Below are 21,972 nucleotides of genomic sequence, written 5' to 3'. Positions count from 1 at the left end.
GCTTGGTTATTGCCTCAGTGTCGCCCGTAATGACCGGAACCGCGGATTTCAGCGAAAGCGTGGAGGGTGACCGCCACGTCCTGCACTTCAGCGGTCCGCTGACGCTCGCACGCATCGGCACGCTTCCCGACCGGCTGGACAGCCTCGCCAACGGCCGGCCGATGACTTTGGACCTGTCGGGCGTCGAGCGGATGGACACGGTCGGCGCCTGGCTCGTTTATCGGCTCGCCCGCAGGAGCGAGGCGCAGGTCACCGGCACCGATCCGCATATGGAGACGCTGCTCGATCAGGTCGCGCATGCCGATCAGCCGGTGAAGGTGCGGCCGGACCGGACGCCGCCTTTCTATCGCGTGCTGAGCCAGATCGGCGGCGCTACCGCCATGGCGGGCCGTACCCTGCTCGGCCTGGTTGGCTTTTTCGGCGCGCTGCTCATCTCCCTGTGGAACGTCGTTACCCACCCGCGCCGCTTCCGCCTGAACGCCGTCACCCAGCAATTTGAGCTGCTCGGCATTCACTCGCTCGGCATCGTCGGCCTGATGAGCTTCCTGGTTGGTATCGTCATCGCCCAGCAGGGCGCCGTCCAGCTCCGCCAGTTCGGGGCCGAGGTGTTCACGGTCAACTTGATCGGCCGCAGCGCGGTCAAGGAGCTTGGCATCCTGATGACCGCGATCATGGTCGCCGGCCGCTCGGGCTCGGCCTTCGCCGCCCAGATCGGCTCGATGAAGCTCGCCGAGGAGGTGGACGCGATGCGGACGATCGGCGTCTCGCCGATGGAGGCTCTGGTCATCCCGCGTGTGCTCGCCGCGGTGCTGATGATGCCGCTGCTCGGCTTCTATTCAGCGCTGCTCGCGATCGTCGGCGGCGGCCTGTTCTGCTGGATCGACCTCGACATCCCGCCGATCACCTTCGTCCAGCGCATTCGCGAGGTCGTGCCGATCACCGACCTCTGGCAGATGCTGATCAAGGCGCCGGTCTTCGGCCTGATCATCGCCATGGCCGGCTGTTTCCAGGGCATGCAGGTAGAGGGCAACGCCGAGGCGGTCGGCCTGCGGACGACGTCGGCCGTGGTCCAGGGCATCTTCCTGGTGATCGTGCTCGACGCCTTCTTCGCCGTTTTCTTCACCTCGGTCGGGTGGCTGTAGATGGCGCCCGAGAACATCATTGAGGTGCGCGGCCTTCAGAACAGCTTCGGCACGCAAATCGTGCACGAGAATCTCGATCTGGACGTCCGTCGCGGCGAGATTCTGGGGGTCGTGGGCGGCTCCGGCACCGGCAAGTCGGTGCTGATGCGCTCCATCATCGGCCTCCAGAACCCGGACGCCGGTGAGGTCACCGTCTTCGGCGAGCCGATGGTGGGCCGCGACGAGGAGGAGGCCAAGGATGTCCGCCGGCGCTGGGGCATCCTCTTCCAGGGGGCGGCCCTGTTCTCCACTCTCACGGTGGCGGAAAATGTGCAGGTGCCGATCAAGGAATATTTCCCGAGCGTCGGCCCGCAGCTGCTCGACGAGATCGCCTCCTACAAGATCGTGATGAGCGGGCTCCCGGCCGAAGCCGGTCCGAAATATCCCTCCGAGCTCTCCGGCGGCATGAAGAAACGCGCCGGCATCGCCCGCGCGCTCGCACTCGATCCCGAGCTCCTCTTCCTCGACGAGCCGACCGCCGGCCTTGATCCGATCGGCGCCGCCGCCTTCGACCAGCTGATCCTGGAGCTGCAGAAGGCGCTCGGCCTCACCGTCTTCCTGATCACCCACGATCTCGACACGCTCTACGCGATCTGCGACCGAGTAGCGGTGCTGGCCGACCGCAAAGTCGTCGCGATTGGAACGATTCCGGAATTATTGGCTTTGGACCACGAATGGATACAGGAATATTTCAGGGGCCCGCGCGGACGCGCCGCCAAAACGTCGGTCCGCGAGGGCGCTGACGCCTGATGGAGACCCGGTCCAACCATATTCTCGTCGGCGGCGTCGTCTTGGCGATGATCGCCGCCGTGCTCGCCTTCATCATCTGGCTGAGCCAGGTGTCCGGCGAGGACAACAAGCAGTATGACATCTTCTTCAATCAGGCCGTCGACGGCCTGGCCCGGGGATCGGCCGTGAGCTTCTCAGGCGTTCCGGTCGGCACGGTGCAGCAGATCGCGCTTGAGCCGAAGACGCCCGAGTTCGTCCGCGTCCGTATTGAAGTCCGGACCGACACACCGATCCTGCAGGGCACAACCGCCACGATTGAGGGCGTAGGCTTCACCGGCGTGTCCCAGATCCAGCTCGACGGCGCCGTTCGCGGCGCGCCGCCGATCACCGAGAGCGGCCCCTATGGCGTTCCCGTCATTCCCGCCAAGCCGGGCGGATTCGCGCAGTTGCTGAACAGTGCACCGGAGCTGCTGAATCGCGTCTCGACGCTCACCGAGCGGCTCACCGAATTGCTGTCGGACCGCAATCAGAACTCCATCTCCGACATCCTCGAAAATGTCGAGAAGATGAGCCAGAGCCTCGCCGACCGCTCGCCTGAGATCGCCGCGACGCTTGCCGATGCCCGCGTCGCCATCCGCCAGGCCGGCGATGCCGCCGAACGCTTCGGCCGCGTCGCCGACAGCTCCAATCAGCTGTTGAACGAGGAGGGCCGCCCGCTGGTCCGCGACCTGCGCGAGACCATCCAGGCCGCGGAGCAGAGCATGGCGGCACTGAACGCCACGATCGGGGACGCGCGGCCGGGCGTCCAGGCGCTGACCAAGCAGACCATTCCCGAGGTGGGCCAGCTCGTCCGCGACCTGCGCGCCACCACCGAATCCCTCCGCTCCGTCACCGAGCGCCTCGACCGCGAAGGCGCTTTGTCGATCCTGAACGGGCAGAAGCTTCCGGATTACGAGCCGCAATGATGAAAAGAACGATCCTCGCCCTCGGCGCCTCATTGACCCTCGCCGGCTGCTTCGGCGGCGCCAAGGTGCCCGACACGCTGATGACGCTGAGCCCGACCCAGACGCGCGCCGCCGCCGCCACCCGCACCGCGGGCGAAGGCGAGGCGGTCACCGTGGTGGTCCCGAACGTGCCGCGGGAGCTTGCGACGCTCCGCGTGCCCGTCCACGAGACCGACACCGCCGTTTCCTACCTGAAGAATGCGCAATGGGTGGAAATGCCCGACGCGCTGTTCGCCCGCCTCCTCTCGGAGACGATCGCCGCCACGACCGGGCGCGTCGTCCTCGACCCCAGCCAGTTCACGTTCGATCCCGGCCAGCGCCTCACCGGCACTCTACAGCGTTTCGGCTACAACGCTCCCACCGCTGAGGTGGTCGCCATCTACGACGCCGTCCTCGCGCGCCAGGGCGGCGGCGTCACCACCCGCCGCTTCGAAGCCCGCGTGCCCGTCGCTGCGCCAGACGCCGTGAACGTCGCGCCTGCGCTAAACCGGGCCGCTAACCAGATCGCCACCGAAGTCGCGGCCTGGATCGACGCCGCCTGATCGCGATCAGGCGAGGCTCTTTGAAGCCTGCTCGAATACGTCCTTGCTGAGGCCCTGAGTTCCCACGATCCGCTGCAACTCGGCCTGCATCAGCGCGGCCCGACCCTGGTCAAAGCGGCGCCAGCGGCCGAGCGGGGGGACGAGCTTGGCGGCTGTCTGCGGGTTCAGCTTGTCGACTGCCAGGATCATGTCGGCGAGGAAGCGGTAGCCGCGCCCCGACGGTTCATGGAAGGCGGGCTGGTTGACCGCGAACGCCCCCACCAGCGAGCGCAGGCGGTTGGGGTTGCTGAGCGTGAAGTCAGGATGCTGGGCGAGCCTCGCCACCGCCTCCGGGGTGTCGGCCCGCGTCGAGAGCGCCTGCACCGTGAACCACTTGTCCAGCACCAGCGCGTTGTCCCGATAGCGCTCGTAAAACTTCGCCAGGGCCTGGGCGCGTTCGGCGGCATCGCTGTTGGCGAGGGTGCCGAGCGCCCCCTGGCGGTCGGTCATGTTGTCCGCCTCGTCGAACTGGCGCATCGCCATGGCCGGTGCGTCCTGGGCTCCCGAGGCCGCGAGATAGCCGAGCGCGACGGTGCGCAGCCGGCGCGCACCCTTGGCCGAGGGCGAATATTCGAAACGGTTGGCGGCATTCGCGTGATAGGCGCTGCGCCACATATTCTCGAGCTCGCTGCCCAGCGCCGCCCGCAACCGCTCCCGCGCAGCGTGGATCGCCTCGGGATCCACCACCGGCATCTGGTCGCCGATGAAGGCCTCGCTCGGCAGCAGCACGGCTTCGGCGATGAAGGCTGGATCGAGTTCGCGGTTGCCGAGCGTCTGGCGCACCGCCTCGATCACCGGCTCCTGGTCAGCCTCGCCATTGGCCACGCTCGCGGTCAGCGTGTCGAGCATCAGCTGCTGCATCGCCTCGTAGCGCGCGAACGGATTGTCGTCGCGCGCCGACAGGAAGGCGAGGTCCTGCGCCGCCCGGTCGCTCTCGACCACGATCGGCGCGGAGAAATCGCGATTTATCGACAGGATCGGCCGCTCGCCGATGCCTTCCAGCACGATCTCCTGCCTCTTCTCCTCGAGCAGCAGCAGCCGTTCGTCATATTTCTCGCCGGTCAGCTCGCCGAACAGCGCCAGCTTCAGCGGGATCGGCATCGGCTTCTTCTTCGGCTGGCCGGGCGTCGGCGGCACTTCCTGCTCGATCAGCAGGTGGGCGCGGCCGTCGCCCTCGCGGTGGGTGAGCTTCGCCTTCACCCGCGGCGTTCCCGCCTGGCTGTACCAGAGCCGGAACTTGGCAAGGTCGACGCCGCTCGCATCCTCCATCGCCGCGACGAAATCCTCGCAAGTCGCCGCCTCGCCGTCATGGCGCTCGAAATAGAGGTCGCTGCCGGCGCGGAACTTCTCGGGGCCGAGGATGGTGTGCATCATCCGGATCACCTCGGCGCCCTTGTTGTAGACGGTCGCCGTGTAGAAGTTCGAGATCTCCATGTAGCTTTCGGGGCGGATCGGATGAGCGAGCGGCCCCGCATCCTCCTGGAACTGCGTGGCGCGCAGCATCCGCACGTCCTCGATCCGCTTGACAGCGGCCGACCCCTGGTCGCCGGAGAATTGCTGGTCCCGGAAGACGGTGAAGCCTTCCTTCAGCGACAGCTGGAACCAGTCGCGGCAGGTGACCCGGTTGCCCGACCAATTGTGGAAATATTCGTGCGCCACGACGCCTGCGACCGCGTCATAATCCTGGTCGGTCGCGGTGTCCGGATCGGCCAGGATGTAACGCGAGTTGAAGATGTTGAGGCCTTTGTTCTCCATCGCGCCGAAGTTGAAATCGGAGACGGCGACGATGTTGAACACGGCCAAGTCATATTCGCGGCCATAGACCTTCTCGTCCCAGGCCATGGACGATTTGAGCGCGTCCATCGCGTGCTGCGTCTTGGACAGGTCCGCCTCGCGCACCCAGATGCCGAGCTCGACGGTGCGGCCGGAGCGGGTAATGAACTGGTCCTTGTTGGCGACGAGATTGCCCCCGACCAGCGCGAACAGGTAGCAGGGCTTCGGGAACGGGTCGTGCCACTCGGCCCAGTGCCGCCCGCCCTCCAGCTCGCCGCTCGCGACCGGATCGCCATTCGCCAGCAGCACCGGGTAGAGCGCCTTGTCCGCGCTCATCCGCACCTTGTAGACGCTGAGCACGTCCGGCCGGTCCGGGAAGAAGGTGATGCGCCGGAAGCCCTCGGCCTCGCACTGGGTGCAGAGCAGACCGCCGGAGGCGTAGAGGCCCATCAGCTGGGTGTTCTTGTCCGGCGCGATCTCGACCAGGGTTTCGACCAGGCCGCTGTCGCCGCTGAGCGGGACGGTGAGCACCTCCCCCTCGTAGCGATGCTCGGCGGGCTTGCCGTCCACCTTCACGCCGATGAGGGCGAGTCCCTCGCCGTCGAGCCGCAGCGGCTCGTCATGCCCACCGTTGCGCTCGACCTTCAGCCGCGCGCGAACGCGGGTGCGGTCCGCCGCAAGATCGAAGTCGAGCTCGATCTCCGGCACCAGCCAGTCGGGCGGGCGATAATCTTCGCGGTGGATGGTGGCCGGAGGCGCGGCCGTCGCGATCTGGGCGTCGAGCATGAGTCCGATCTAGGCCTCACGGCGGCAGGGCGCAATCAGCCACGCTCAGGGACTGACGGCAACGCCGCTAACGACCATTGCCGAGTTGGAGCGGCTTGCTCTACGGCTGCCGCCGATAGCTGCATCGAGCCGCGCCAGGAGTGTCGCCAGCAATGAAATCATACAAGGATCCATCCTTCCAGGATCGGGTTGGACGCGCTGCGGAAGCGAAGAAGAAGGCCTTGGACAGGTTGCGCTCGAAGCCGCCAGTGGACGAAAAGGCCGTCGCCGAGCGCCAGGCAGCGCGCCTGAAGCGCGAAGCTGCGGATGCCGAGAAGCGTGCCGCCAGGAAGGCTGCGGAGCAGGCGGACAAGGAGAAGCGAGCCGAGGCCGCGAAAGCCAAGGCCGCTGCAATACCGGCGCCCCGGACCGAGGCGGAGCTGAAGGCGGCGCGGGATGCGCGTTACGCCGCGCGGAAGAACCGCGGCTAAGGCCTCACCGGTTCAATCATCTACCCGGTCGGCCAGGTCCATGAAGTTCCGCGCCGCGTCGCGATCCAGTTCGTCGGGGAAGGCCACGTGAAGGTCGGGTGCGGCCCCCAGCATGTGCATCAGCGTCCAGAGAGCGAAACGCCGGCCGCGGTCCTGCTCCAGCCCCAGGTCGACCCTCATGCGCTCAAGGCCCGCACCGAGAGCCTCGGGCTGGATCGACGCGAAATCCGCCGTCCCGAAATAGCGGCGGAGTTGATCGTCGAGGTCCATTGGCCGGTCCTAGACGATAACTGGCCGCTGTTCACTCATTGCGGATGTTCAAGGCGGACTTCTGTGATCACGACAGGGAGCGGATCCCGGGGCCCACATCATGCCCGCTCGTCAGCTCTGCACCATCCGGACATTGGCTGTGGCGACGCTCCTGGATCCAGCGAACCAGCAGTTCGAAGGGCAAGCGCTCGTTGAAGGCGAGGCCGACTTTGTTGCCCTGGGACCAGCGCACGTCGCCTTCCAGCGAGCCGAGGTCTGGCAAGGTAAGGATGGCTTCGCCCGATCCCTGGAACGGGCGGTGCGTCTGCAACTTCGCGCCGCCCTGCGAAATATCGGCGAGGCTCGCCAGATAGAAGCGCGAACCAACCCTCAGGCGGCAGCGGCATTCGATTTCGATGCGAGGCAGCCTTTGGCGGCGGCCGTCTTCTGTGACCCAGCGGCTGGTGAGCACGGCTTCGACGTCGATCTGCTCGGGAAAGCCGATACCGATCTCGAAGTCGCGGACCCATTGCACGATGCCCGCGATGCGTTCGTCCGACCTCAGCTCCACCTCCACCGGCTCCCCTACCGCGAACGAGCGATAGACCCGGGCGGACAGCCCGCCTGCCGAGATGTTCTTGACGACGCACAGCTCCTTGCCCTGCGCGGCATAGAGGACAGCGACGCGAAGCATGGTGACATGCCTGACATGGCTACGCCGCTCGGCGCCCGCGATAGCCTCTCCGAGCTGTTCCGGAGAAGGAGTATCGGAACTTAAGCGATGCATCCTGAACTGCAGCATGGTGTCGTGCCCTCCGCGATCACCAATAGGCGGGGACGGGCCAATCCACTGATAATGCTGCCATTCGGGTTTCTACGGTAGGCGGCCGAATGGACGCCATCGTCACTCTTGCTCGGCGGCGCGAACCTCGGGACGGGAGCGGAGCGCGATGAAGAGGCCGATCAGCGCGAGCACACAGCCGGCGACGGCGAGGCGGGACCAGCGATAATCTTCGAGCGCGGTCGAGAAGGCCATGGCGATGATCGGCACGAGCAGGCTGGAATAAGCGGCGCGGCCCGGCCCGACCTCCCGCAGGATGCCGAAATAGAAGGTGAAGGCGAGCGCCGAGGCGATAAGCCCAAGGTAGATCAGGCCTGCCCAATAGCCTAGCCGATACTCGACCACCGGCGGTCCGGCGAGCAGCAGGGCCAAAGCCGCATTGACGATGGTCCCATAGAACATGCCCCAGGCGAGCATGGCGACGATCGGCCGCTCGCGGAGCTTGCGCATCCCCTGCATCACGTTCGAGACCGAGGCGGAGAGGACGCCGAGCAGGGTGAGGCCGATGCCGATCGCCACTGCGCTGGGCGCCACCGTCGCTTCCCTCAGCTCGTTGAGAAAGAGCAGCCCTACGCCGGCGACCGCGACGGCCGAGCCGATCAGGAAGCGGCGCGTCATCGGGTGCTTCAGGAACGCCCAGGCCAGCGCGCTGTTCGGCACCAGCAACAGGGCGAACACCACCGCGACGACGCCCGAAGTGATATATTGCTCGGCGGCATAGACGAAGTTGAAGTTGAGCACGAACTGCGGGATGCCGAACGCGACCGCCAGCATGTGCCCCTCCCGGCCGATGCCCAGCGGCACCCGCTTGAGGGCGGCGTAAGCGAACATCGCGCTGCACGCGATGACGTAGCGATAGGTGACCGACCAGGCCGGCGGCACCGACCCGAGCTGATCCTTGATGACGATCCAGGTCGAGCCCCAGATCAGGGTGATGATGATGAAGGGAATGAAGACGCGCGGCTTCAGGAAGGCGCGGTCATGCTCGGTCACAGCGCCCGGATCGCCTCCGCCAGCGCCTCGACATGGGCGGCGTCGCTGTCCCAGCTCGTCACCAGCCGCGCCTCGCCCGGGCCCCAGTCGTAGAAGTCGAAGCCCTTCTCCCGCAGGGCCGCCGCTTCGCCGGGCGTGACCTTCAGAAAGATCTCGTTCGCTTCCACCGGCAGGACGAGCCGCCCGGCGGCCGCTTCAGCCAGTGTGCGGGCGCTCTCGTTCGCCGCCCGCGCGTTGCGCAGCCAGACGTCGCCCTCAAGCATCGCCAGCACCTGCGCAGCCAGGTAACGACCCTTGGAGAGCAGATGCCCCGCCCGCTTGCGGCGGTAGAGCGTGGCATCCGCCAGCTCGGGCCGGAAGAAGACCAGCATCTCGGCCGACATGCCGCCATTCTTGACGAAGCCGAAGCTCAGCGCGTCGACGCCCGCCCGCCAGGTCAGCTCCGCCGGCGAGCACCCGACCCGAGCCACCGCATTGGCGAAGCGCGCCCCGTCCATGTGGACGCCGAGGCGCCGCTCACGCGCGAGCTCGCCGAGCGCCGCCACTTCGTCCGGCGTATAGACGAGGCCATATTCGGTGGCATTGGTGATCGACAGAGCGGCCGGCTGGACCTGGTGCACATCGTCGCGGACCGTCGCCAGCAGCGCCCTTACGCTCTCGGGCGTCAGTTTCGCGCCCTCGCCCTCGGCGAGCAGCAGCTTGGCGCCATGGGTGTAGAATTCGGGCGCGCCGCATTCGTCATTCTGGATGTGGGCGTCGCGGTGGCAGACGATGCTGCCGTGCGGCGGGCACAAGGCGGCGAGGGCGAGGCTGTTGGCCGCAGTCCCGGTGGCGACCCAGATCGCCCGCACATCCCTCCCGAACAGATCGGAAAAGGCGCCGTCGAGACGCTTGCTGAGCGCGTCCCCGTCATAGGCGGTGTCGAGCCGGTTGGCGGCGGCGAGCGCGGCCATCACCTCGGGGCAGGCGGCGGCGGCGTTGTCGGAAAAGAAGCGCATCGCGGGCGCCATAGTCGGAGGCGGCGGGAGGTCAACGAGGGACTGACGCAAGGGGCAGCGCGGACGGCGATTCCGGCCCCTTCGTTAACCTCCCTTTAGGCAGCTTTCCTTAGTGTCGGAAGCCGGCCGATAGACGGGGGAATAGCGAGCATGGGCGTCGAGAATTTCACGAAGGCGACGCAGGATGGCAAGCGCAGCGTCAAGCGCGCGCGCGTGCTGCTCGCCGCCACGCTGCAAACCCCGACCGGCGAAGTCGAAGCCCGCCTGCGCGACCTGTCGCGGAGGGGCGCCCTCGTCGAATGCGCCGATACGCTCGAGGCTGGCAGCGAGATCGTCTTCGCGCGCGGCAACACCGTCGTCCCCGCCCGCGTCGCATGGGCGAGCGGCAACCGCGTCGGGCTCGAATTTCATCGCATGATCGACGAGAGTGAAGTGCTCGTCCAGCTCAACCGCACGTCGGGTGGCGCCGTACAGCCACGCTTCCGCCGGCCGCGCCTGTTCGGCGAAGGCCTCAGCGAGCAGGAACTGACGATGGTCAGGAAGTGGGGAGCCTCGGTCGGTATCGCGATACCGGACTGAGACGTAGCGACGGACAGCGGCTTTGGAAGCTCCGATGTTCCACGATCACGACCACAGCGAGCCGCTCACCGGAGAGCTCGCGACCGGGAGCGGCGCGGCGAACCCACGCAAGGCGGAGCGCACCCAGGTCGAACTCGGGGCGGGCCTCCGCCAGCGCGGGGCGAGCGGCGTCAACATCCAGGTGCTCGATCTGTCGACCCACGGCTTTCGCGGCTCGACCCATCTCGACCTGCAGGTCGGCACCGACGTCTGGCTGAAGCTCGACGGCCTTGAGCCGCTGCACGCAAGGGTCGCCTGGATGGACGGCTATCTGGTCGGTTGCGAGTTCATCCGCCCGCTCCACCCCGCCGTGCTGCAGATGGTGGTGCGACGCTAGGACCCGCTTGTAGCGATGGTGCTGCCGGTGAGGATTGAACTCACGACCTCAGCCTTACCAAGGATGCGCTCTACCACTGAGCTACGGCAGCATCGCTATCGGGAGACGCGGCGCTATCGCCGCTGACCCGGAGCATGTCAAGGCAGCTTGCGGCAAGGCCCGGGAGACGCTTAGCTATCTGCCGATGAGCAAAGCCGACGAGGAACGCGCCAGGCGACTGGCCGAGGCGCTCCGCCAGAACCTGCGCCGGCGCAAGGCGCAGGCGCGAGAAGCCGATTCAGCTCAGCCAGCCGTTGGCGACCGCGATGGCAACCGCGACGGCGACGATCACGCCGATTAACGCACCGGGTCTCTTCACAGCGGCGTGCAGCTCCGCTTCAGCCAGTCAAGCACGTCGCCCTCGAGCTGCGGTCCGACCACCTCCAGCACCTGGGCGTGATATTCGTTCAGCCAAGCCCGCTCCTCCGGGCTCAGCATCTCGACCACGATCAGGCTGCGATCGATCGGCGCGAAGGTCAAAGTCTCGAAACCGAGCATCGTCTTTTCGGCACCCGCGATCTCCTGCGGGGTCACCATCACCAGATTCTCGACGCGGATGCCGTAATCGCCGGCCTTGTAGTAGCCGGGCTCGTTGGACAGGAACATGCCGGCCCGCAGCGGCTCGTCCCAACCGGAGCCCGGATAATTGGCGGCGCTGATCCGCTGCGGCCCTTCGTGGACCGACAGGAAGCTGCCCACGCCATGACCGGTGCCATGGGCGTAGTCGAGTCCGGCCTCCCACAGATATCGACGCGCGAAGCTGTCGAGCTGGCTGCCGCGGGTGCCGTCGGGGAAGATCGCTCGCGCGACCGCGATATGGCCCTTCAGCACACGGGTGAAGCGGTCGCGCATCTCCTCGGTTGGCGTGCCAACCGCGACCGTGCGGGTGATGTCGGTGGTGCCGTCAGGATACTGGCCGCCTGAATCGATCAGGAAGAGCGAGTCGAGCTCGATCGGCAGGTTGCTCTGCTCGTCGACCCGATAGTGCGGGATCGCGGCGTGAGGACCCGCGGCCGAGATGGTATCGAAGCTGAGGTCCCGGAGGTCGCCGCCCTCGCGCCGGAACTGTTCCAGCCGCGCCGCCGCCTTGAGCTCGTCGAGCCCGCCTTTCGGCGCCTCGATCGACAGCCAGTGGAGGAAGCGGGTCATGGCGGCTCCGTCGCGCGCCTGTGCCGAGCGATGACCCGAGACCTCCGCCTCGTTCTTGATCGCCTTGGCGAGCACGGCCGGATCCCGCTTCTGGATCACGCTGGCGCCGGCGCCCTCCAACGCCTCGAAGATCGCGGCCACCGCACGCTCCGGGTCCGCCACCACTGTCTTGCCGCCGAGCTGCCTCAGATGCGGCTCGAAGGCGCTGCGCTCATGCACGCGCACGCCGTTCCCGAGATGCTGGCGGACGTCGTCACCCAGCTTCTCCGACGAGACGAACAGATCGGCTGTGCCGTCCTCGTGCACGAGGGCGAAGGACAGCGCGACCGGCGTGCGGTCGACGTCCGCGCCCCGCACGTTGAATGTCCAGGCGATCGAGTCGAGCGCCGAGAGGACCGCCGCATCAGCCTTCTGCTCGCGGAGCCAGTCGCCCATCTCCTGCCGCTTCGCCGCGGAGGATTTTCCGGCATATTTTTCCGGATGGACGATCAGCCGCGCCGTCGACGGTCCCGGCTGCTCGGCCCAGATCGCGTCGATAGGATTGCGCCCGACCGGCACCAGTTCGGCACCCTTGGCCGCCAAAGCCTCTCGCGCCTTGCCGACCCATTCCTTCGTATGCAGCCAGGGATCGTAGCCGATGCGCCCGCCCTCCGGCGCATGCCCCTTCAGCCAGTCGGCGATGCTCGTCTCCGGCACCGACTGATAGCTCCAGTGGCGGCCATCCACCTGCTCGCGGACCTGCAAGGTGTAGCGCCCGTCGGTGAAGATCGCCGCTTCCTCGGGCAGCACCACCGCCGAGCCCGCCGAGCCCTGGAAGCCCGTCAGCCAGGCGAGGCGCTGCGCATAGCTGCCGACATATTCGCTCATATGCTCGTCGGTCAGCGGAACGACGAACCCGTCGAGGCGCTCGGCCTTGAGCTGCTCGCGAAGGGCTTGAAGACGGGCTTCGTGGGTCGACATATTACTACCTCCGGCCGCTCCCATAACCGCTCGGGCAGAGCCTGTCGAAGCCCTGTCTCTCCCTTTACGGCAGCGGAGAAGAAAGGCAGGACTTCAGCAGGCTCTGTTCGAGCGGGGATGATTGATGAAGCATATGATTCTCGCGGCGCTGCTCCTCGCAGCGCCCGCCACAGCCCAGAAAGCACCGATGACCAAAGCCAACGAACTCCCCGCGCCACCCAAGGCGGAGCAGCGCCCTCACAGCTACGAACGGCACGGCTACCGCATCGAGGACCCTTATTTCTGGCTCAAGGACCAGAGCTATCCCAACGTCGACGACGAGGACGTGCTCGCCTACCTCAAGGCCGAGAACGCCTATTTCGAAGCGGCGATGAAGCCGCACCAGCCGCTCGTCGAGACGCTTTTCCAGGAGATGAAGGGCCGCATCAAGGAAGACGAGTCGAGCGTGCCGGTAAAGGACACCGCCTGGCTCTATTGGTGGGCGTTCAAGCCGGGCGCGCAATATCGAACCTGGTATCGCAAGCACGTGAACGGCGGTGCGGACCAGGTGATCCTGGACGAGGCCGCCGAGGCCGCGGGCAAGGAATATTTCCGGCTGGGCGCGATGGAGGTGAGCCCGGACGGCAAGCTCGCTGCGATCCTCGTCGATGACAATGGCTCAGAGCGCTTTAAGCTCCGCATCCGCGACCTCGCCACCGGCAAGGACCTGGAGACGGTGTCCGAAGTCGGCATCGGCAGCCCGGTATGGACCAGCGACAGCAAGGGCGTCGTCTTCACCGAGGTCAACGAGAACTGGCGCAGCTACCGCGCCCGCTTGCACTGGCTCGGCCGCCCCATTTCCGAGGACAAGACGCTCTACGAGGAGAAAGAGGATATCGGCTTCTCGGTCGGCCTCTCCAGGTCGCAGGACCGGGGCCTGATCTTCATCGCGACCGGCGACGGCGCCACCAGCGAGGTTCGCTTCATTTCGGCCTCCCAGCCCGAAGCAGCTCCAATCCTGATCTCACCGCGCAAGAAGGACCGGCTCTATTCGGTGGATGGCAGGGCCGGGACCCTGTGGATTCTCACCAATGACGATCACGTCAATTTCCGCATCGCGTCCGCCCCGACGACCAAACCCGGCGAATGGACGACCGTCATGCGCGGCTCCGACCGTGTCTATTTGCGAGGCATCACGTCCTTCTACCATCATCTCGCTATCACCCAGCGGGTGGACGGCCTCGATCAGCTGATCCTGCGCAGCTATGATGGCAGGACGAAGCGCATTCCGTTCCAGGAAGCGAGCTATTCCGCCTCCTTCGGCAGCAATCCCGAATTCGCGCCCGAAGTCTATCGCGTCAGCTACAGCTCGATGGTCACGCCGGCGACGGTCTACGACTATCATCCCAGGACGGATCAGCTCGAGACGCGGAAGGTCCAGGAGATCCCGTCCGGCTACGATCCCAGCCAATATGCCACCGAGCGGCTGATGGTGACGGCGCGCGACGGCAAGAAGGTGCCGGTCTCGGTCGTCTATAAGAAAGGCTTCGAGAAGAACGGCGAGGGCAAGCTCTTCCTCTACGCCTATGGCGCCTACGGCTATGCGATCCCTCCGAGCTTCTCGACGATCCGCCTGAGCCTGCTCGACCGTGGCTACGCTTATGCCATCGCCCATGTCCGCGGCGGCGACGACCTCGGCTACCAATGGTTCCTCGACGGCAAGCTCACCAAGCGGACCAACACCTTCACCGACTTCGTCGACGCGGCGAAGGGGCTGATCGCAGCCGGCTTCACCAGGCCGGGCAATATCGGCATCCAGGGCGGCTCGGCCGGCGGCGAGCTGATGGGCGTGGTGGTCAACACCGATCCCGAGCTCTGGGGCGCGGTGGTTGCGGATGTCCCGTTCGTCGATGTGCTCGCCACCATGCAGGACGAGAGCCTGCCGCTGACCCCCGGCGAGTGGCCGGAATGGGGCAACCCGATCACCGACAAGGCGGCGTTCGAGCTGATCCGCTCCTATTCGCCCTATGACCAGGTGACGGCGCAGGCCTATCCGCCTCTTCTGATCACCGGCGGCCTGAACGATCCCCGCGTCACCTATTGGGAGCCGGCCAAATGGGCGGCGAAGCTCCGCGCCACCAAGACCGACGACAACCTCCTGCTGCTCAAGACCAACATGGGCGCGGGCCATGGCGGCAAGTCGGGCCGGTGGGAGTCGTTGCGCGAGGATGCGGAGGCTTATGCCTTCGTCCTGACCCAGATGGGCACCGCCGAATAAACATGCGCAAGGGGGTTCTCGCCGTCCTGTTGGCCGCGGCGCTCGGCGGCTGCGTGGCCAGGCCGACCCCCGTCGACACCGCAGCCCGGCTCCCCGCCGAAGTCGAGGTGGTGCGGGACGGCGACCGCTGGACCGCCGAATACCGTTTCGATCGCGAGGCGCCGGCCTGGGTGCTCGCCCGCTCGCCACTGGCGCGAGTCAGCGGCAAGCCGTGGCGTCCCGAAAGCTGGACGGTGGATACGCCCGGCGTACGGTTGGAGCGGCACGGCTGGTATGACGTGCTGGTCGCGGACAACGGTCCGGTGCCGGCGACGGTCCGGGTCCGCTTCACGCCCTTCGCCAAAGACATCGAGACCGATTACGATCCCGCCCTGGTATTCACGGACGGTTCGGTCGCTCTATTCGACCAGCAGTTCAAGATCTTCCCAGCCGCCTCGGTGGAGGAGGTGGCGAAGCTGCCGATCGACTACAGCACCGTCCCCGCGACCGCAGCCGCCACGCGCGTCACCTTTCGCGACTCATCCGGTCGGGTGCTGCATGGCGGCAAGCGGCAAAGCTCGGTGACGCTCGACGACGCCGGCACCTACGTCCTCTTCGGCCCGGCGCGGCCGATCTCCACCAAGGCGATGTCGACGATCATCGACCCGCAGCTTCCCGAGTGGCTGCGCAGCTTCCTGTCGCGCTCGACCCCTGAGGTGCTGGCCCGGTTCGCAGAGACGCTCGGCGACCCGCCGCCCGGCCCCGCTCCCACCGTGATGGTCAGCTGGAACGGCCCGTCGCGCGGCCTCACCAGCATGGGCGGCAGCGTCCTGCCCGGGCTGGTGGTGATGACCTTCGAAGGCGAGGGCGTGCTCGCGGAGAACCAGGAGATGCGCAATCAGGCGCGCTGGTTCATCGCCCATGAAAGCGCCCATTTCTGGCTCGGCCAGGCGGTCGCATATGAGTTTGCCCGCGACGCGTGGATCATGGAGGGCGGCGCCGATCTCCTGGCCATCCGCGCCGTCGCCGCGCTCGATCCCGCTTATGATGCGCGCGCCGCCCTCCAGCGCGCCGTCGACGAATGCGTGAGCCTGACTGCCGGCCGCGGCGTGGCGAGCGCGCACGAGCGCAGCGAGCCGCGCGCGCATTATGCATGCGGCGCGGTCTTCGGCCACGCCGCCGAAGCCGTGTCCGGCACGAGCTTCGCCGATTATGTCCGGCCGCTGATCGACGCCAATCGGGCGGACAAGGTGCTCACCCGCGGCGAGTGGCTGGCGGCGCTCGAAGCCGCAGGCGGTGGTGCGGTGACCGGCAAGATTACGGCTCTGCTCGACACGGGCGCCGCCGATCCGAAGGTGGCGATGGCGTCTCTCCTTGCCGCAGCCGGCGTGCCGCACACGATCGCCGCGGATGGCCGGCCGCTGCTGAAGTAGGCGCTCAGTCGGCGAGCGCATCCAGCACGGCCTGCATTGCGCAGGCGGCGGTCATGAAGCCCATATGGGTGCAGTCGAGCTCGATGCTGCGGTCGCATTCGTGCGGCTCGCCTCGCGCGCAGGCGGGGGCGACGATGCCGTCCTGGCGCGACCAGAAGGCGATGGTCGGCACCGGCGGCTTCTCGTTCACCCGCGCCTCGATCGGCGGCGCATCGGCCTTGTGGTCGTTGATGAGCTCGTAAAGACGCCACGCATTGTTGGCTCGGACATCGCCGGAGAAGGGGCTGCCGAGGGTGATCACCCGGGCCACCCTATCCGGCCGTTTCTTGGCCAGTTCGCGCGCATAAAGGCCGCCGAGGCTCCAGCCGACCAGACTGACCGGACCACGCCGCGCCGCACGGTCGAGCTGCGCCTCCATCCGCTCGATCAGGTCGCGTCGGGCGCCGAGATTCATGCCGAGCCCCCATCCGTAGGCGCGATAGCCGGCCGCCTCGAGCGTTCCACGAAGGATTACGGTCGACCAATCAGTGGCGAGGAAGCCTGGGATCACCATCACCGGCCGGCCCTGGCCGACGCTCTTCTTCTCTGCCCGGAGCGGCATCAGGCTCAAGGTGCGCAGCGCCAGCAGCGATCCGCCTTCGCGGATGAATTGACCGAGCCCGGGCGCTCGATGATCGGAAGGTGCGGCGCTGGCCATCTTTCCTGCACTATGACGCTTTGATTACCGAAGTTCAAAGCGCCCGAGCGAAGGCGGCGGTTCCGGCTACAGATATTCGCCGCCCATCAGCGGCCGGAGCGCCTCGGGAAGCCGCACTCGTCCGTCCGCCGTCTGGTGGTTTTCGAGCAGGGGCACGAGGATGCGCGGGCTTGCCAGTGCGGTATTGTTGAGCGTGTGGACGAAACGCACCTTGCGCTCCTCGTCCCGCCAGCGGAGGTTCGCACGCCGCGCCTGCCAGTCGTGCAAGGTCGAGCAACTGTGCGTCTCGCGATACTTGCCGAGGCTCGGCACCCAGCTCTCGATATCGTTCATCCGGAACTTGCCGAGGCCCATGTCGCCGGTCGAGGTCTCGACCACCTGATAGGGAATCTCCAGCGCCTTCAGCATCCCCTCGGCATTGGCGAGCAGCCGCTCGTGCCAGCGTGCCGACTCCGCCGGATCGTCGGCGCAGATCACATATTGTTCGAGCTTGTAAAATTGATGGACGCGCAGCAGCCCGCGCACGTCGCGCCCGGCGCTGCCGGCCTCGCGCCGGAAGCAGGGCGAATAGCCGGCATAGAGAATCGGCAGCTGCTCCGCCTCGATGATCTCGCCCGAATGGAGAGAGGTGAGCGCGATCTCGCCGGTGCCGGCCAGATACAGATCGTCCTTGGGGATCTCGTAGGCCTCTTCCTCGTGCCCGGGGAAATGGCCGGTCGCCACGAACGCCTGCGGTCGCGCCAGCGCCGGCACCGTCATCAGCGTGAAGCCCTCCCCGGCGAGCCGCTGCTGCGCCCAGAAGATCAGCGCCTGCTCCAGCAATGCCAGCCGCCCCTTCAGCGCATATTGGCGCGATCCCGCGACCTGCGTGATCCGCGACAGGTCCGCCCAGTCGTTCTTCTCGATCAGCGCGACATGATCGAGCGGCTCGAAGTCGAACTGCGGAACGGCGCCCTCGGTCCGGACGACGGTGTTGAAGCTTTCATCGGGTCCGACCGGCGCCCCCTCCCACGGAATACCGGGCAGCCGCAGCATCAGCGCATCCAGCTCCGCCCCCTTCTCCGCCAGCCGCGCCTCGACCTCGGCGGACCTCGCGCCCATCTCCTTGGCCCGGGCTCCGAGCGCCGGTCGCTCCTCCGGCGCCGCACTCTTGAAGCCGGCGCTGATCTCGTTGCGCTGACGGCGGAGGTCGTCGACCTCGGTCTTCATCGCCCGCACTTCCGCGTCGAGGGCGAGCAAGGCATCGACGTCGACCCGCACGCCCTTGTCGGCGATCGCCTTGCGCACGGCGTCGGGATTCTCGCGTATGAACTGGAGGCTCAGCATGGGGCGCGCCTATGGAGCGTCGGTGCAAAACACAAGCGCGGAGCGGAGCTAGGCGACCGCCGGCTCCAGGATGCGGATCGTCCCGGCCGCGGCATCGATCTCGGCAGGAACACCGACCGGGATGCTGAACTGGTCCGCCACATGGCCGATCAGCGCGCCCTGGAACGCCGGCACGCCGAGCGGCTCCAGATGCTGCTTCAGCACCTCCGAGAGGGTGAAGCCGCCGTAGGACGGCCCCTCCGCCCGGCAGGAGGTGCATTGTCCGAAGACGACGCCCGCGACGCGGCGAAGCACGCCCGCCAGCGCGAGCTGCGTCAGCATCCGGTCAATTCTGTATTCGGCTTCGTCGACATCCTCGATGAACAGGATCGCGCCGTCGAAGCTCGGCAAGTACGGCGTCCCCACGAGCGCGCTCAGCACCGTCAGATTGCCGCCGAGCAGCCGCCCGGTCGCCTTGCCCGGCCGGAACGTCCGAATCCGCCCGCTGCGCTGGACGAGCCGATCGTCGTCCCCCGTCGGTGTCCGATAGAGCGGAGTTCCACCTTCGAAAGCGAGTTCGCGGAACGAGGCCAGGGACAGCTTGCCCCAGGCACTTGCCGCATTCGGCCCGTGGATGGTCGTGAACCCCGCCCGCGCCGCAATCGCCATGTGGAGCGCGGTGATGTCGCTGAAGCCAATCAGCAGCTTCGGATTGGCGCGGATCACGTCCCACTTGAGGTAGGGAAGAATTCGCGCCGAGCCCCAGCCGCCCCGCACCGCGAAGATCGCCCGCACGGTCTTGTCGGCGAACATCGCGTTCACATCCGCCGCGCGCGCCTCGTCCTTGCCGGCGAGATAGCCGTAACGCGCCATCAGATGCGGCGCCGGCTTCGGCACCAGCCCCATCGCCGCCACCGTGTCCATGACCAGCGCGAGGTCGAATTCGTCATCGGTAAACCCGGCGGGCTCGATCAGGCCGACGGTATCGCCGGGGCGTAGCCGCGGCGGATTGCGCGAGGGGGTCGCGGAGAAAGCGGCGGGCGCGAGGGTCAGCGCCGCCGAGGCGGCGCCGAAGGTGCGAAGGGCGGTTCGTCTGTCCAGCATCGGTCCGCCATAGCAGCACCGCCCGCAGGCGGCGACCGCCCGGATTGTGCTCACATGTCGGAAGAAGTGGCGGAGACGGAGGGATTCGAACCCTCGATACAGTTTCCCGTATGACGCTTTAGCAAAGCGTTGGTTTCAGCCACTCACCCACGTCTCCGAGCGCCGAGCGACGGCCTATAGAGAGCGCGAACGGAAGGTTCAACCTGAAGGGTGAACCGGATTCTTCCTGGAACAGGCGAAGCGCGCTTAGTCCCGAAGGCGCCGAATGGCCCGATCGACGAGCCCCTGATCGTGCGTCACCGGAGCCACCACGGCCAGCGTCCCGTCCGGCTCGCGCCGAGCGACCAGCAGCACGAACTCCTCGGCATCCCCGGTGTCCAGGTCGAGATGGGCGAGGGCGTTGCCGGAGCGGATCGTCGCACGAACGGCCTCGATGCTGTCCCCCTTCCGTTCTGGTCGACGAGCTTGGCGCTCGGCCTGAACGATCGCCTTGAGGCCGCCGGAGACGCTTTCCAGGAGGCCCTGCAGCCCGCCCTGCGCCACATTTTCGCGCCGGCCATAGGAAAGCGCGGCGGCGAATTCGGTGAGGCGGGTCTTGTCATAGTCGATGCCGAAGATGAGCTTCACCACCGGAGTCATCGGTGCCCGCTCTTGCGCCTTGAGGCCGGCATCCTCCAGGATCTCGGCATAATCCTCCGGTGATGCCTCGGCGGCGAGCGCGAAGTCGTAGGCCTGGCCGAGCGCGCGGTACAGCGCGGTGCGGCTGCGTGCATCGGCGCTCTTGACCGCCTCCGCGACGTCACGGGCGATACACAGACGATCGGCAAGCCCCGCATCCGGGGCAACGGTGGGTTCGGCGCTGTCGTCGATCGTGCTGCCGAACTCCATCGCCGCGACCGATGAGGCGAACGGGCCGCTCTCGAGCGCTTCGGCGTGCGGACCGTCGGCCCAGATCGGGCAGGCCTCGACCGGAGACGCGGACGCAGCGGCCCGGTTGACCTCGACGGCGATGGTGCTGGCGGTCGCGCTGTCGGCGATCTCCTTCCAGTTGATCACGCCGTAGATGAAGTCGATCGTGTCGCCGTCCGACGAGTAAGGCATCAGGATGCCGCGATACATGGTGTTGTGGCCGCGCTGGCTGACGAACTCCGCCTCGAAGCCGATCGGCGCGCAATTGGCGATAATCTGCATGTAATGGTCGGTGAGGCGCGAGAGCAGCGAGCGGCTCGGCACGTCGCTGATGCGGCGCATGTCCTGGCTCAGCCTGCACTCGTCGCGCAGCTCCTGGCCGACATAGGTGATCGCCGGATTCTCGCTATTCTCGGAGAAGTCCAGCAGCACGCTGTTGGGCCCGAAATCCTCGATCTCCGACGGTTCGAGATCGTGGATCAGCGGATAAGCGCGCCCGTCGAGCAGCGACACCCAATGATTGTAGGCGCGGACGTGCATCCGGCGCTCGTCCGTCCCGATCTCGGGCGGAGCTTCGATCGCCGCTTCGTCCTCCTCATGGAGGTCGTACTCGGCATTGTCCTCAAAAGCCCGAAAGCTGTCCATTCGCTGTCCTCGCCGCATGGTCCGCGGAAATGCGTTGCCGACCCTGCACCGACCATGGTTGAAGAAGCGTTAAGCTTGATTACCGGCCGCCCCGCCGGGCGCGGCTCGCGGATCGCTTGTCAGCGCGCGAACCCCCTGATAATGGCCGCGGCCTACCGGAAATGCCGCTTTAGCTCAGCTGGTAGAGCACATCATTCGTAATGATGGGGTCACAGGTTCGAGTCCTGTAAGCGGCACCACCTCTCGGCGCAGAGGTGCGCATGACGAAGCCCGTCCTTTTCGATTATTACCGTTCCTCCGCCGCCTATCGCGTTCGGATCGCGCTCAACCTGAAGCGGGTCGAGCATGAGAGCATCTCGATCAACCTGGCCGGCGGCGAGCAGAAGGAAGCGGAATATCGCGCCCGCAATCCGCAGGGGTTCGTGCCCATGCTGGAGATGGACGGGCGGCGGATTACCCAGAGCCTCGCCATCATCGGTTATCTGGAGGCGACGCGTCCGGAACCGCGGCTGTTGCCCGTCGATCCCGGCGACGCCGCCCATGTCCGCGCGCTGGCGCTGATCGTCGCCTGCGATATCCACCCGCTCAACAATCTGCGGGTGCTGAAGCATCTGGTCGGGCCGCTTGGCCAGGATGAGGAGGCCAAGAACGCCTGGATCGCGACCTGGATCGGGCAGGGCTTCGCGGCGCTGGAGGCGATGGCGAAGGAGAGGGCGGGACGTTACCTGTTCGGGGACTCGCCCAGCCTCGCCGACATCTGCCTGGTGCCGCAAATGTATAATGCTCGCCGCTTCGGCGTGCCGCTGGACGACTATCCCGTGCTGGTGCGCGCCGATGCCGAAGCGACGGCGCACGAAGCCTTTGCCGCCGCGCATCCCGACAGAGTCGCGCCGGCCGCCTGAAGCCGCTAAGCTTTCCCCAAAGGAGACGCGCGA

Annotated in this window: 21 protein-coding genes and 3 tRNA genes; 12 read left to right on the top strand and 12 right to left on the bottom strand. The window is 66.8% G+C overall.

What is annotated here, in order from left to right; genetic code table 11:
- Positions 1-29: 29 nt before the first annotated feature.
- Genes AC5JBD_RS03320 through AC5JBD_RS03305 form a run of 4 tightly spaced genes read left to right on the top strand, consistent with a single transcriptional unit; the run spans position 30 to position 3,456 of the window.
- Entirely contained in the window at positions 30-1,142 is a 1,113-nt protein-coding gene (locus AC5JBD_RS03320) for an ABC transporter permease (RefSeq protein ID WP_495720334.1), read from the top strand.
- Positions 1,143-1,931 carry an ABC transporter ATP-binding protein gene (locus tag AC5JBD_RS03315; protein WP_495720333.1) on the top strand — a complete coding sequence of 263 codons (789 nt, stop codon included), beginning with the start codon at positions 1,143-1,145 and terminating at the stop codon, positions 1,929-1,931.
- A complete protein-coding gene (locus AC5JBD_RS03310; protein WP_495720332.1) occupies positions 1,931-2,875 on the top strand; it encodes an MlaD family protein in 945 nt (314 codons plus the stop codon). Before AC5JBD_RS03315 ends, AC5JBD_RS03310 begins: the two co-directional genes overlap by 1 nt.
- A complete protein-coding gene (locus AC5JBD_RS03305) occupies positions 2,872-3,456 on the top strand; it encodes an ABC-type transport auxiliary lipoprotein family protein (RefSeq protein ID WP_495720331.1) in 585 nt (194 codons plus the stop codon). Before AC5JBD_RS03310 ends, AC5JBD_RS03305 begins: the two co-directional genes overlap by 4 nt.
- 6 nt (positions 3,457-3,462) lie before the next feature.
- On the opposite strand, the gene pepN is transcribed toward AC5JBD_RS03305, so the two are convergent.
- Positions 3,463-6,054, bottom strand: a complete 2,592-nt coding sequence (pepN, locus tag AC5JBD_RS03300; protein ID WP_495720330.1) for an aminopeptidase N — start codon at positions 6,052-6,054, stop codon at positions 3,463-3,465.
- A gap of 152 nt (positions 6,055-6,206) precedes the next feature.
- On the opposite strand from pepN, the gene AC5JBD_RS03295 reads away from it, so the two are divergent.
- Positions 6,207-6,524: a DUF6481 family protein gene (locus AC5JBD_RS03295; protein ID WP_495720329.1), complete on the top strand. Its 318-nt coding sequence runs from the start codon at positions 6,207-6,209 to the stop codon at positions 6,522-6,524.
- Between the two features lie 12 nt (positions 6,525-6,536).
- Here AC5JBD_RS03295 and AC5JBD_RS03290 read toward each other — a convergent pair whose 3' ends face one another.
- The 4 genes from AC5JBD_RS03290 to AC5JBD_RS03275 form a co-directional block, all read right to left on the bottom strand.
- Complete coding sequence (locus AC5JBD_RS03290) at positions 6,537-6,794, bottom strand: hypothetical protein (protein WP_495720328.1); 258 nt, start codon at positions 6,792-6,794, stop codon at positions 6,537-6,539.
- 67 nt (positions 6,795-6,861) lie between these two features.
- A complete protein-coding gene (locus AC5JBD_RS03285; RefSeq protein ID WP_495720327.1) occupies positions 6,862-7,575 on the bottom strand; it encodes a PilZ domain-containing protein in 714 nt (237 codons plus the stop codon).
- 102 nt (positions 7,576-7,677) lie between these two features.
- Entirely contained in the window at positions 7,678-8,607 is a 930-nt protein-coding gene (locus AC5JBD_RS03280) for a DMT family transporter (RefSeq protein WP_495720326.1), read from the bottom strand.
- A complete protein-coding gene (locus AC5JBD_RS03275) occupies positions 8,604-9,605 on the bottom strand; it encodes a threonine aldolase family protein (RefSeq protein WP_495720325.1) in 1,002 nt (333 codons plus the stop codon). Before AC5JBD_RS03275 ends, AC5JBD_RS03280 begins: the two co-directional genes overlap by 4 nt.
- A 150-nt stretch (positions 9,606-9,755) precedes the next feature.
- Here AC5JBD_RS03275 and AC5JBD_RS03270 point away from each other — a divergent pair, with 150 nt between their 5' ends.
- On the top strand, positions 9,756-10,184 hold the full coding sequence (locus tag AC5JBD_RS03270; protein ID WP_495720324.1) for a PilZ domain-containing protein: 429 nt from the start codon (positions 9,756-9,758) through the stop codon (positions 10,182-10,184).
- Between the two features lie 34 nt (positions 10,185-10,218).
- Positions 10,219-10,560 (top strand): PilZ domain-containing protein, encoded by a 342-nt coding sequence (locus AC5JBD_RS03265; RefSeq protein ID WP_495720323.1) that lies wholly within the window; start codon positions 10,219-10,221, stop codon positions 10,558-10,560.
- A gap of 16 nt (positions 10,561-10,576) precedes the next feature.
- Here the strand turns inward: AC5JBD_RS03265 and AC5JBD_RS03260 are convergent.
- A tRNA-Thr gene (locus tag AC5JBD_RS03260) sits at positions 10,577-10,651 on the bottom strand.
- Positions 10,652-10,744: 93 nt separating this feature from the next.
- Between AC5JBD_RS03260 and AC5JBD_RS03255 the strand changes: the two genes are divergently transcribed.
- Complete coding sequence (locus AC5JBD_RS03255; protein ID WP_495720322.1) at positions 10,745-10,900, top strand: hypothetical protein; 156 nt, start codon at positions 10,745-10,747, stop codon at positions 10,898-10,900.
- A 14-nt stretch (positions 10,901-10,914) separates the two neighbouring features.
- Here AC5JBD_RS03255 and AC5JBD_RS03250 read toward each other — a convergent pair whose 3' ends face one another.
- On the bottom strand, positions 10,915-12,708 hold the full coding sequence (locus tag AC5JBD_RS03250) for an aminopeptidase P family protein (protein WP_495720321.1): 1,794 nt from the start codon (positions 12,706-12,708) through the stop codon (positions 10,915-10,917).
- Between the two features lie 187 nt (positions 12,709-12,895).
- On the opposite strand from AC5JBD_RS03250, the gene AC5JBD_RS03245 reads away from it, so the two are divergent.
- A complete protein-coding gene (locus AC5JBD_RS03245) occupies positions 12,896-14,965 on the top strand; it encodes a S9 family peptidase (protein ID WP_495721177.1) in 2,070 nt (689 codons plus the stop codon).
- Between the two features lie 2 nt (positions 14,966-14,967).
- Positions 14,968-16,377, top strand: coding sequence for an ImmA/IrrE family metallo-endopeptidase (locus AC5JBD_RS03240; RefSeq protein ID WP_495720320.1), 1,410 nt, complete (start codon positions 14,968-14,970; stop codon positions 16,375-16,377).
- A gap of 4 nt (positions 16,378-16,381) precedes the next feature.
- Here the strand turns inward: AC5JBD_RS03240 and AC5JBD_RS03235 are convergent, their stop codons facing one another.
- The 5 genes from AC5JBD_RS03235 to AC5JBD_RS03215 form a co-directional block, all read right to left on the bottom strand.
- Entirely contained in the window at positions 16,382-17,074 is a 693-nt protein-coding gene (locus tag AC5JBD_RS03235; RefSeq protein WP_495720319.1) for an alpha/beta fold hydrolase, read from the bottom strand.
- A 66-nt stretch (positions 17,075-17,140) separates the two neighbouring features.
- Complete coding sequence (serS, locus tag AC5JBD_RS03230) at positions 17,141-18,400, bottom strand: serine--tRNA ligase (RefSeq protein WP_495720318.1); 1,260 nt, start codon at positions 18,398-18,400, stop codon at positions 17,141-17,143.
- 48 nt (positions 18,401-18,448) lie between these two features.
- Entirely contained in the window at positions 18,449-19,483 is a 1,035-nt protein-coding gene (locus tag AC5JBD_RS03225) for a S66 peptidase family protein (RefSeq protein WP_495720317.1), read from the bottom strand.
- Positions 19,484-19,550: 67 nt separating this feature from the next.
- Positions 19,551-19,640, bottom strand: a tRNA-Ser gene (locus AC5JBD_RS03220).
- A gap of 89 nt (positions 19,641-19,729) precedes the next feature.
- Positions 19,730-21,037: a PAS domain-containing protein gene (locus tag AC5JBD_RS03215; protein ID WP_495720316.1), complete on the bottom strand. Its 1,308-nt coding sequence runs from the start codon at positions 21,035-21,037 to the stop codon at positions 19,730-19,732.
- A 163-nt stretch (positions 21,038-21,200) separates the two neighbouring features.
- Between AC5JBD_RS03215 and AC5JBD_RS03210 the strand changes: the two genes are divergently transcribed.
- Together AC5JBD_RS03210 and maiA are read left to right on the top strand one after the other, a co-directional pair.
- Positions 21,201-21,276: transfer RNA gene (locus AC5JBD_RS03210), tRNA-Thr, on the top strand.
- Positions 21,277-21,297: 21 nt separating this feature from the next.
- Positions 21,298-21,939: a maleylacetoacetate isomerase gene (maiA, locus tag AC5JBD_RS03205; RefSeq protein ID WP_495720315.1), complete on the top strand. Its 642-nt coding sequence runs from the start codon at positions 21,298-21,300 to the stop codon at positions 21,937-21,939.
- Positions 21,940-21,972: the final 33 nt, after the last annotated feature.

This window comes from Allosphingosinicella sp. (genome assembly GCF_059502505.1).
The sequence above is the reverse complement of the archived record's forward strand: the minus strand, read 5'-3'. Positions and strand labels throughout refer to the sequence as shown.

Bases quoted from the DNA above. Each gene is read 5' to 3' on its own strand.
- AC5JBD_RS03240 (WP_495720320.1), top strand. From the start codon at position 14,968: ATGCGCAAGGGGGTTCTCGCCGTCCTGTTGGCCGCGGCGCTCGGCGGC.
- maiA (WP_495720315.1), top strand. From the start codon at position 21,298: ATGACGAAGCCCGTCCTTTTCGATTATTACCGTTCCTCCGCCGCCTAT.
- AC5JBD_RS03285 (WP_495720327.1), bottom strand. From the start codon at position 7,575: ATGCTGCAGTTCAGGATGCATCGCTTAAGTTCCGATACTCCTTCTCCG.
- AC5JBD_RS03290 (WP_495720328.1), bottom strand. From the start codon at position 6,794: ATGGACCTCGACGATCAACTCCGCCGCTATTTCGGGACGGCGGATTTC.
- AC5JBD_RS03305 (WP_495720331.1), top strand. From the start codon at position 2,872: ATGATGAAAAGAACGATCCTCGCCCTCGGCGCCTCATTGACCCTCGCC.
- serS (WP_495720318.1), bottom strand. From the start codon at position 18,400: ATGCTGAGCCTCCAGTTCATACGCGAGAATCCCGACGCCGTGCGCAAG.
- AC5JBD_RS03315 (WP_495720333.1), top strand. From the start codon at position 1,143: ATGGCGCCCGAGAACATCATTGAGGTGCGCGGCCTTCAGAACAGCTTC.
- AC5JBD_RS03265 (WP_495720323.1), top strand. From the start codon at position 10,219: ATGTTCCACGATCACGACCACAGCGAGCCGCTCACCGGAGAGCTCGCG.
- AC5JBD_RS03320 (WP_495720334.1), top strand. From the start codon at position 30: ATGACCGGAACCGCGGATTTCAGCGAAAGCGTGGAGGGTGACCGCCAC.
- pepN (WP_495720330.1), bottom strand. From the start codon at position 6,054: ATGCTCGACGCCCAGATCGCGACGGCCGCGCCTCCGGCCACCATCCAC.
- AC5JBD_RS03310 (WP_495720332.1), top strand. From the start codon at position 1,931: ATGGAGACCCGGTCCAACCATATTCTCGTCGGCGGCGTCGTCTTGGCG.
- AC5JBD_RS03270 (WP_495720324.1), top strand. From the start codon at position 9,756: ATGGGCGTCGAGAATTTCACGAAGGCGACGCAGGATGGCAAGCGCAGC.
- AC5JBD_RS03295 (WP_495720329.1), top strand. From the start codon at position 6,207: ATGAAATCATACAAGGATCCATCCTTCCAGGATCGGGTTGGACGCGCT.
- AC5JBD_RS03235 (WP_495720319.1), bottom strand. From the start codon at position 17,074: ATGGCCAGCGCCGCACCTTCCGATCATCGAGCGCCCGGGCTCGGTCAA.
- AC5JBD_RS03255 (WP_495720322.1), top strand. From the start codon at position 10,745: ATGAGCAAAGCCGACGAGGAACGCGCCAGGCGACTGGCCGAGGCGCTC.
- AC5JBD_RS03225 (WP_495720317.1), bottom strand. From the start codon at position 19,483: ATGCTGGACAGACGAACCGCCCTTCGCACCTTCGGCGCCGCCTCGGCG.
- AC5JBD_RS03215 (WP_495720316.1), bottom strand. From the start codon at position 21,037: ATGGACAGCTTTCGGGCTTTTGAGGACAATGCCGAGTACGACCTCCAT.
- AC5JBD_RS03245 (WP_495721177.1), top strand. From the start codon at position 12,896: ATGACCAAAGCCAACGAACTCCCCGCGCCACCCAAGGCGGAGCAGCGC.
- AC5JBD_RS03275 (WP_495720325.1), bottom strand. From the start codon at position 9,605: ATGCGCTTCTTTTCCGACAACGCCGCCGCCGCCTGCCCCGAGGTGATG.
- AC5JBD_RS03250 (WP_495720321.1), bottom strand. From the start codon at position 12,708: ATGTCGACCCACGAAGCCCGTCTTCAAGCCCTTCGCGAGCAGCTCAAG.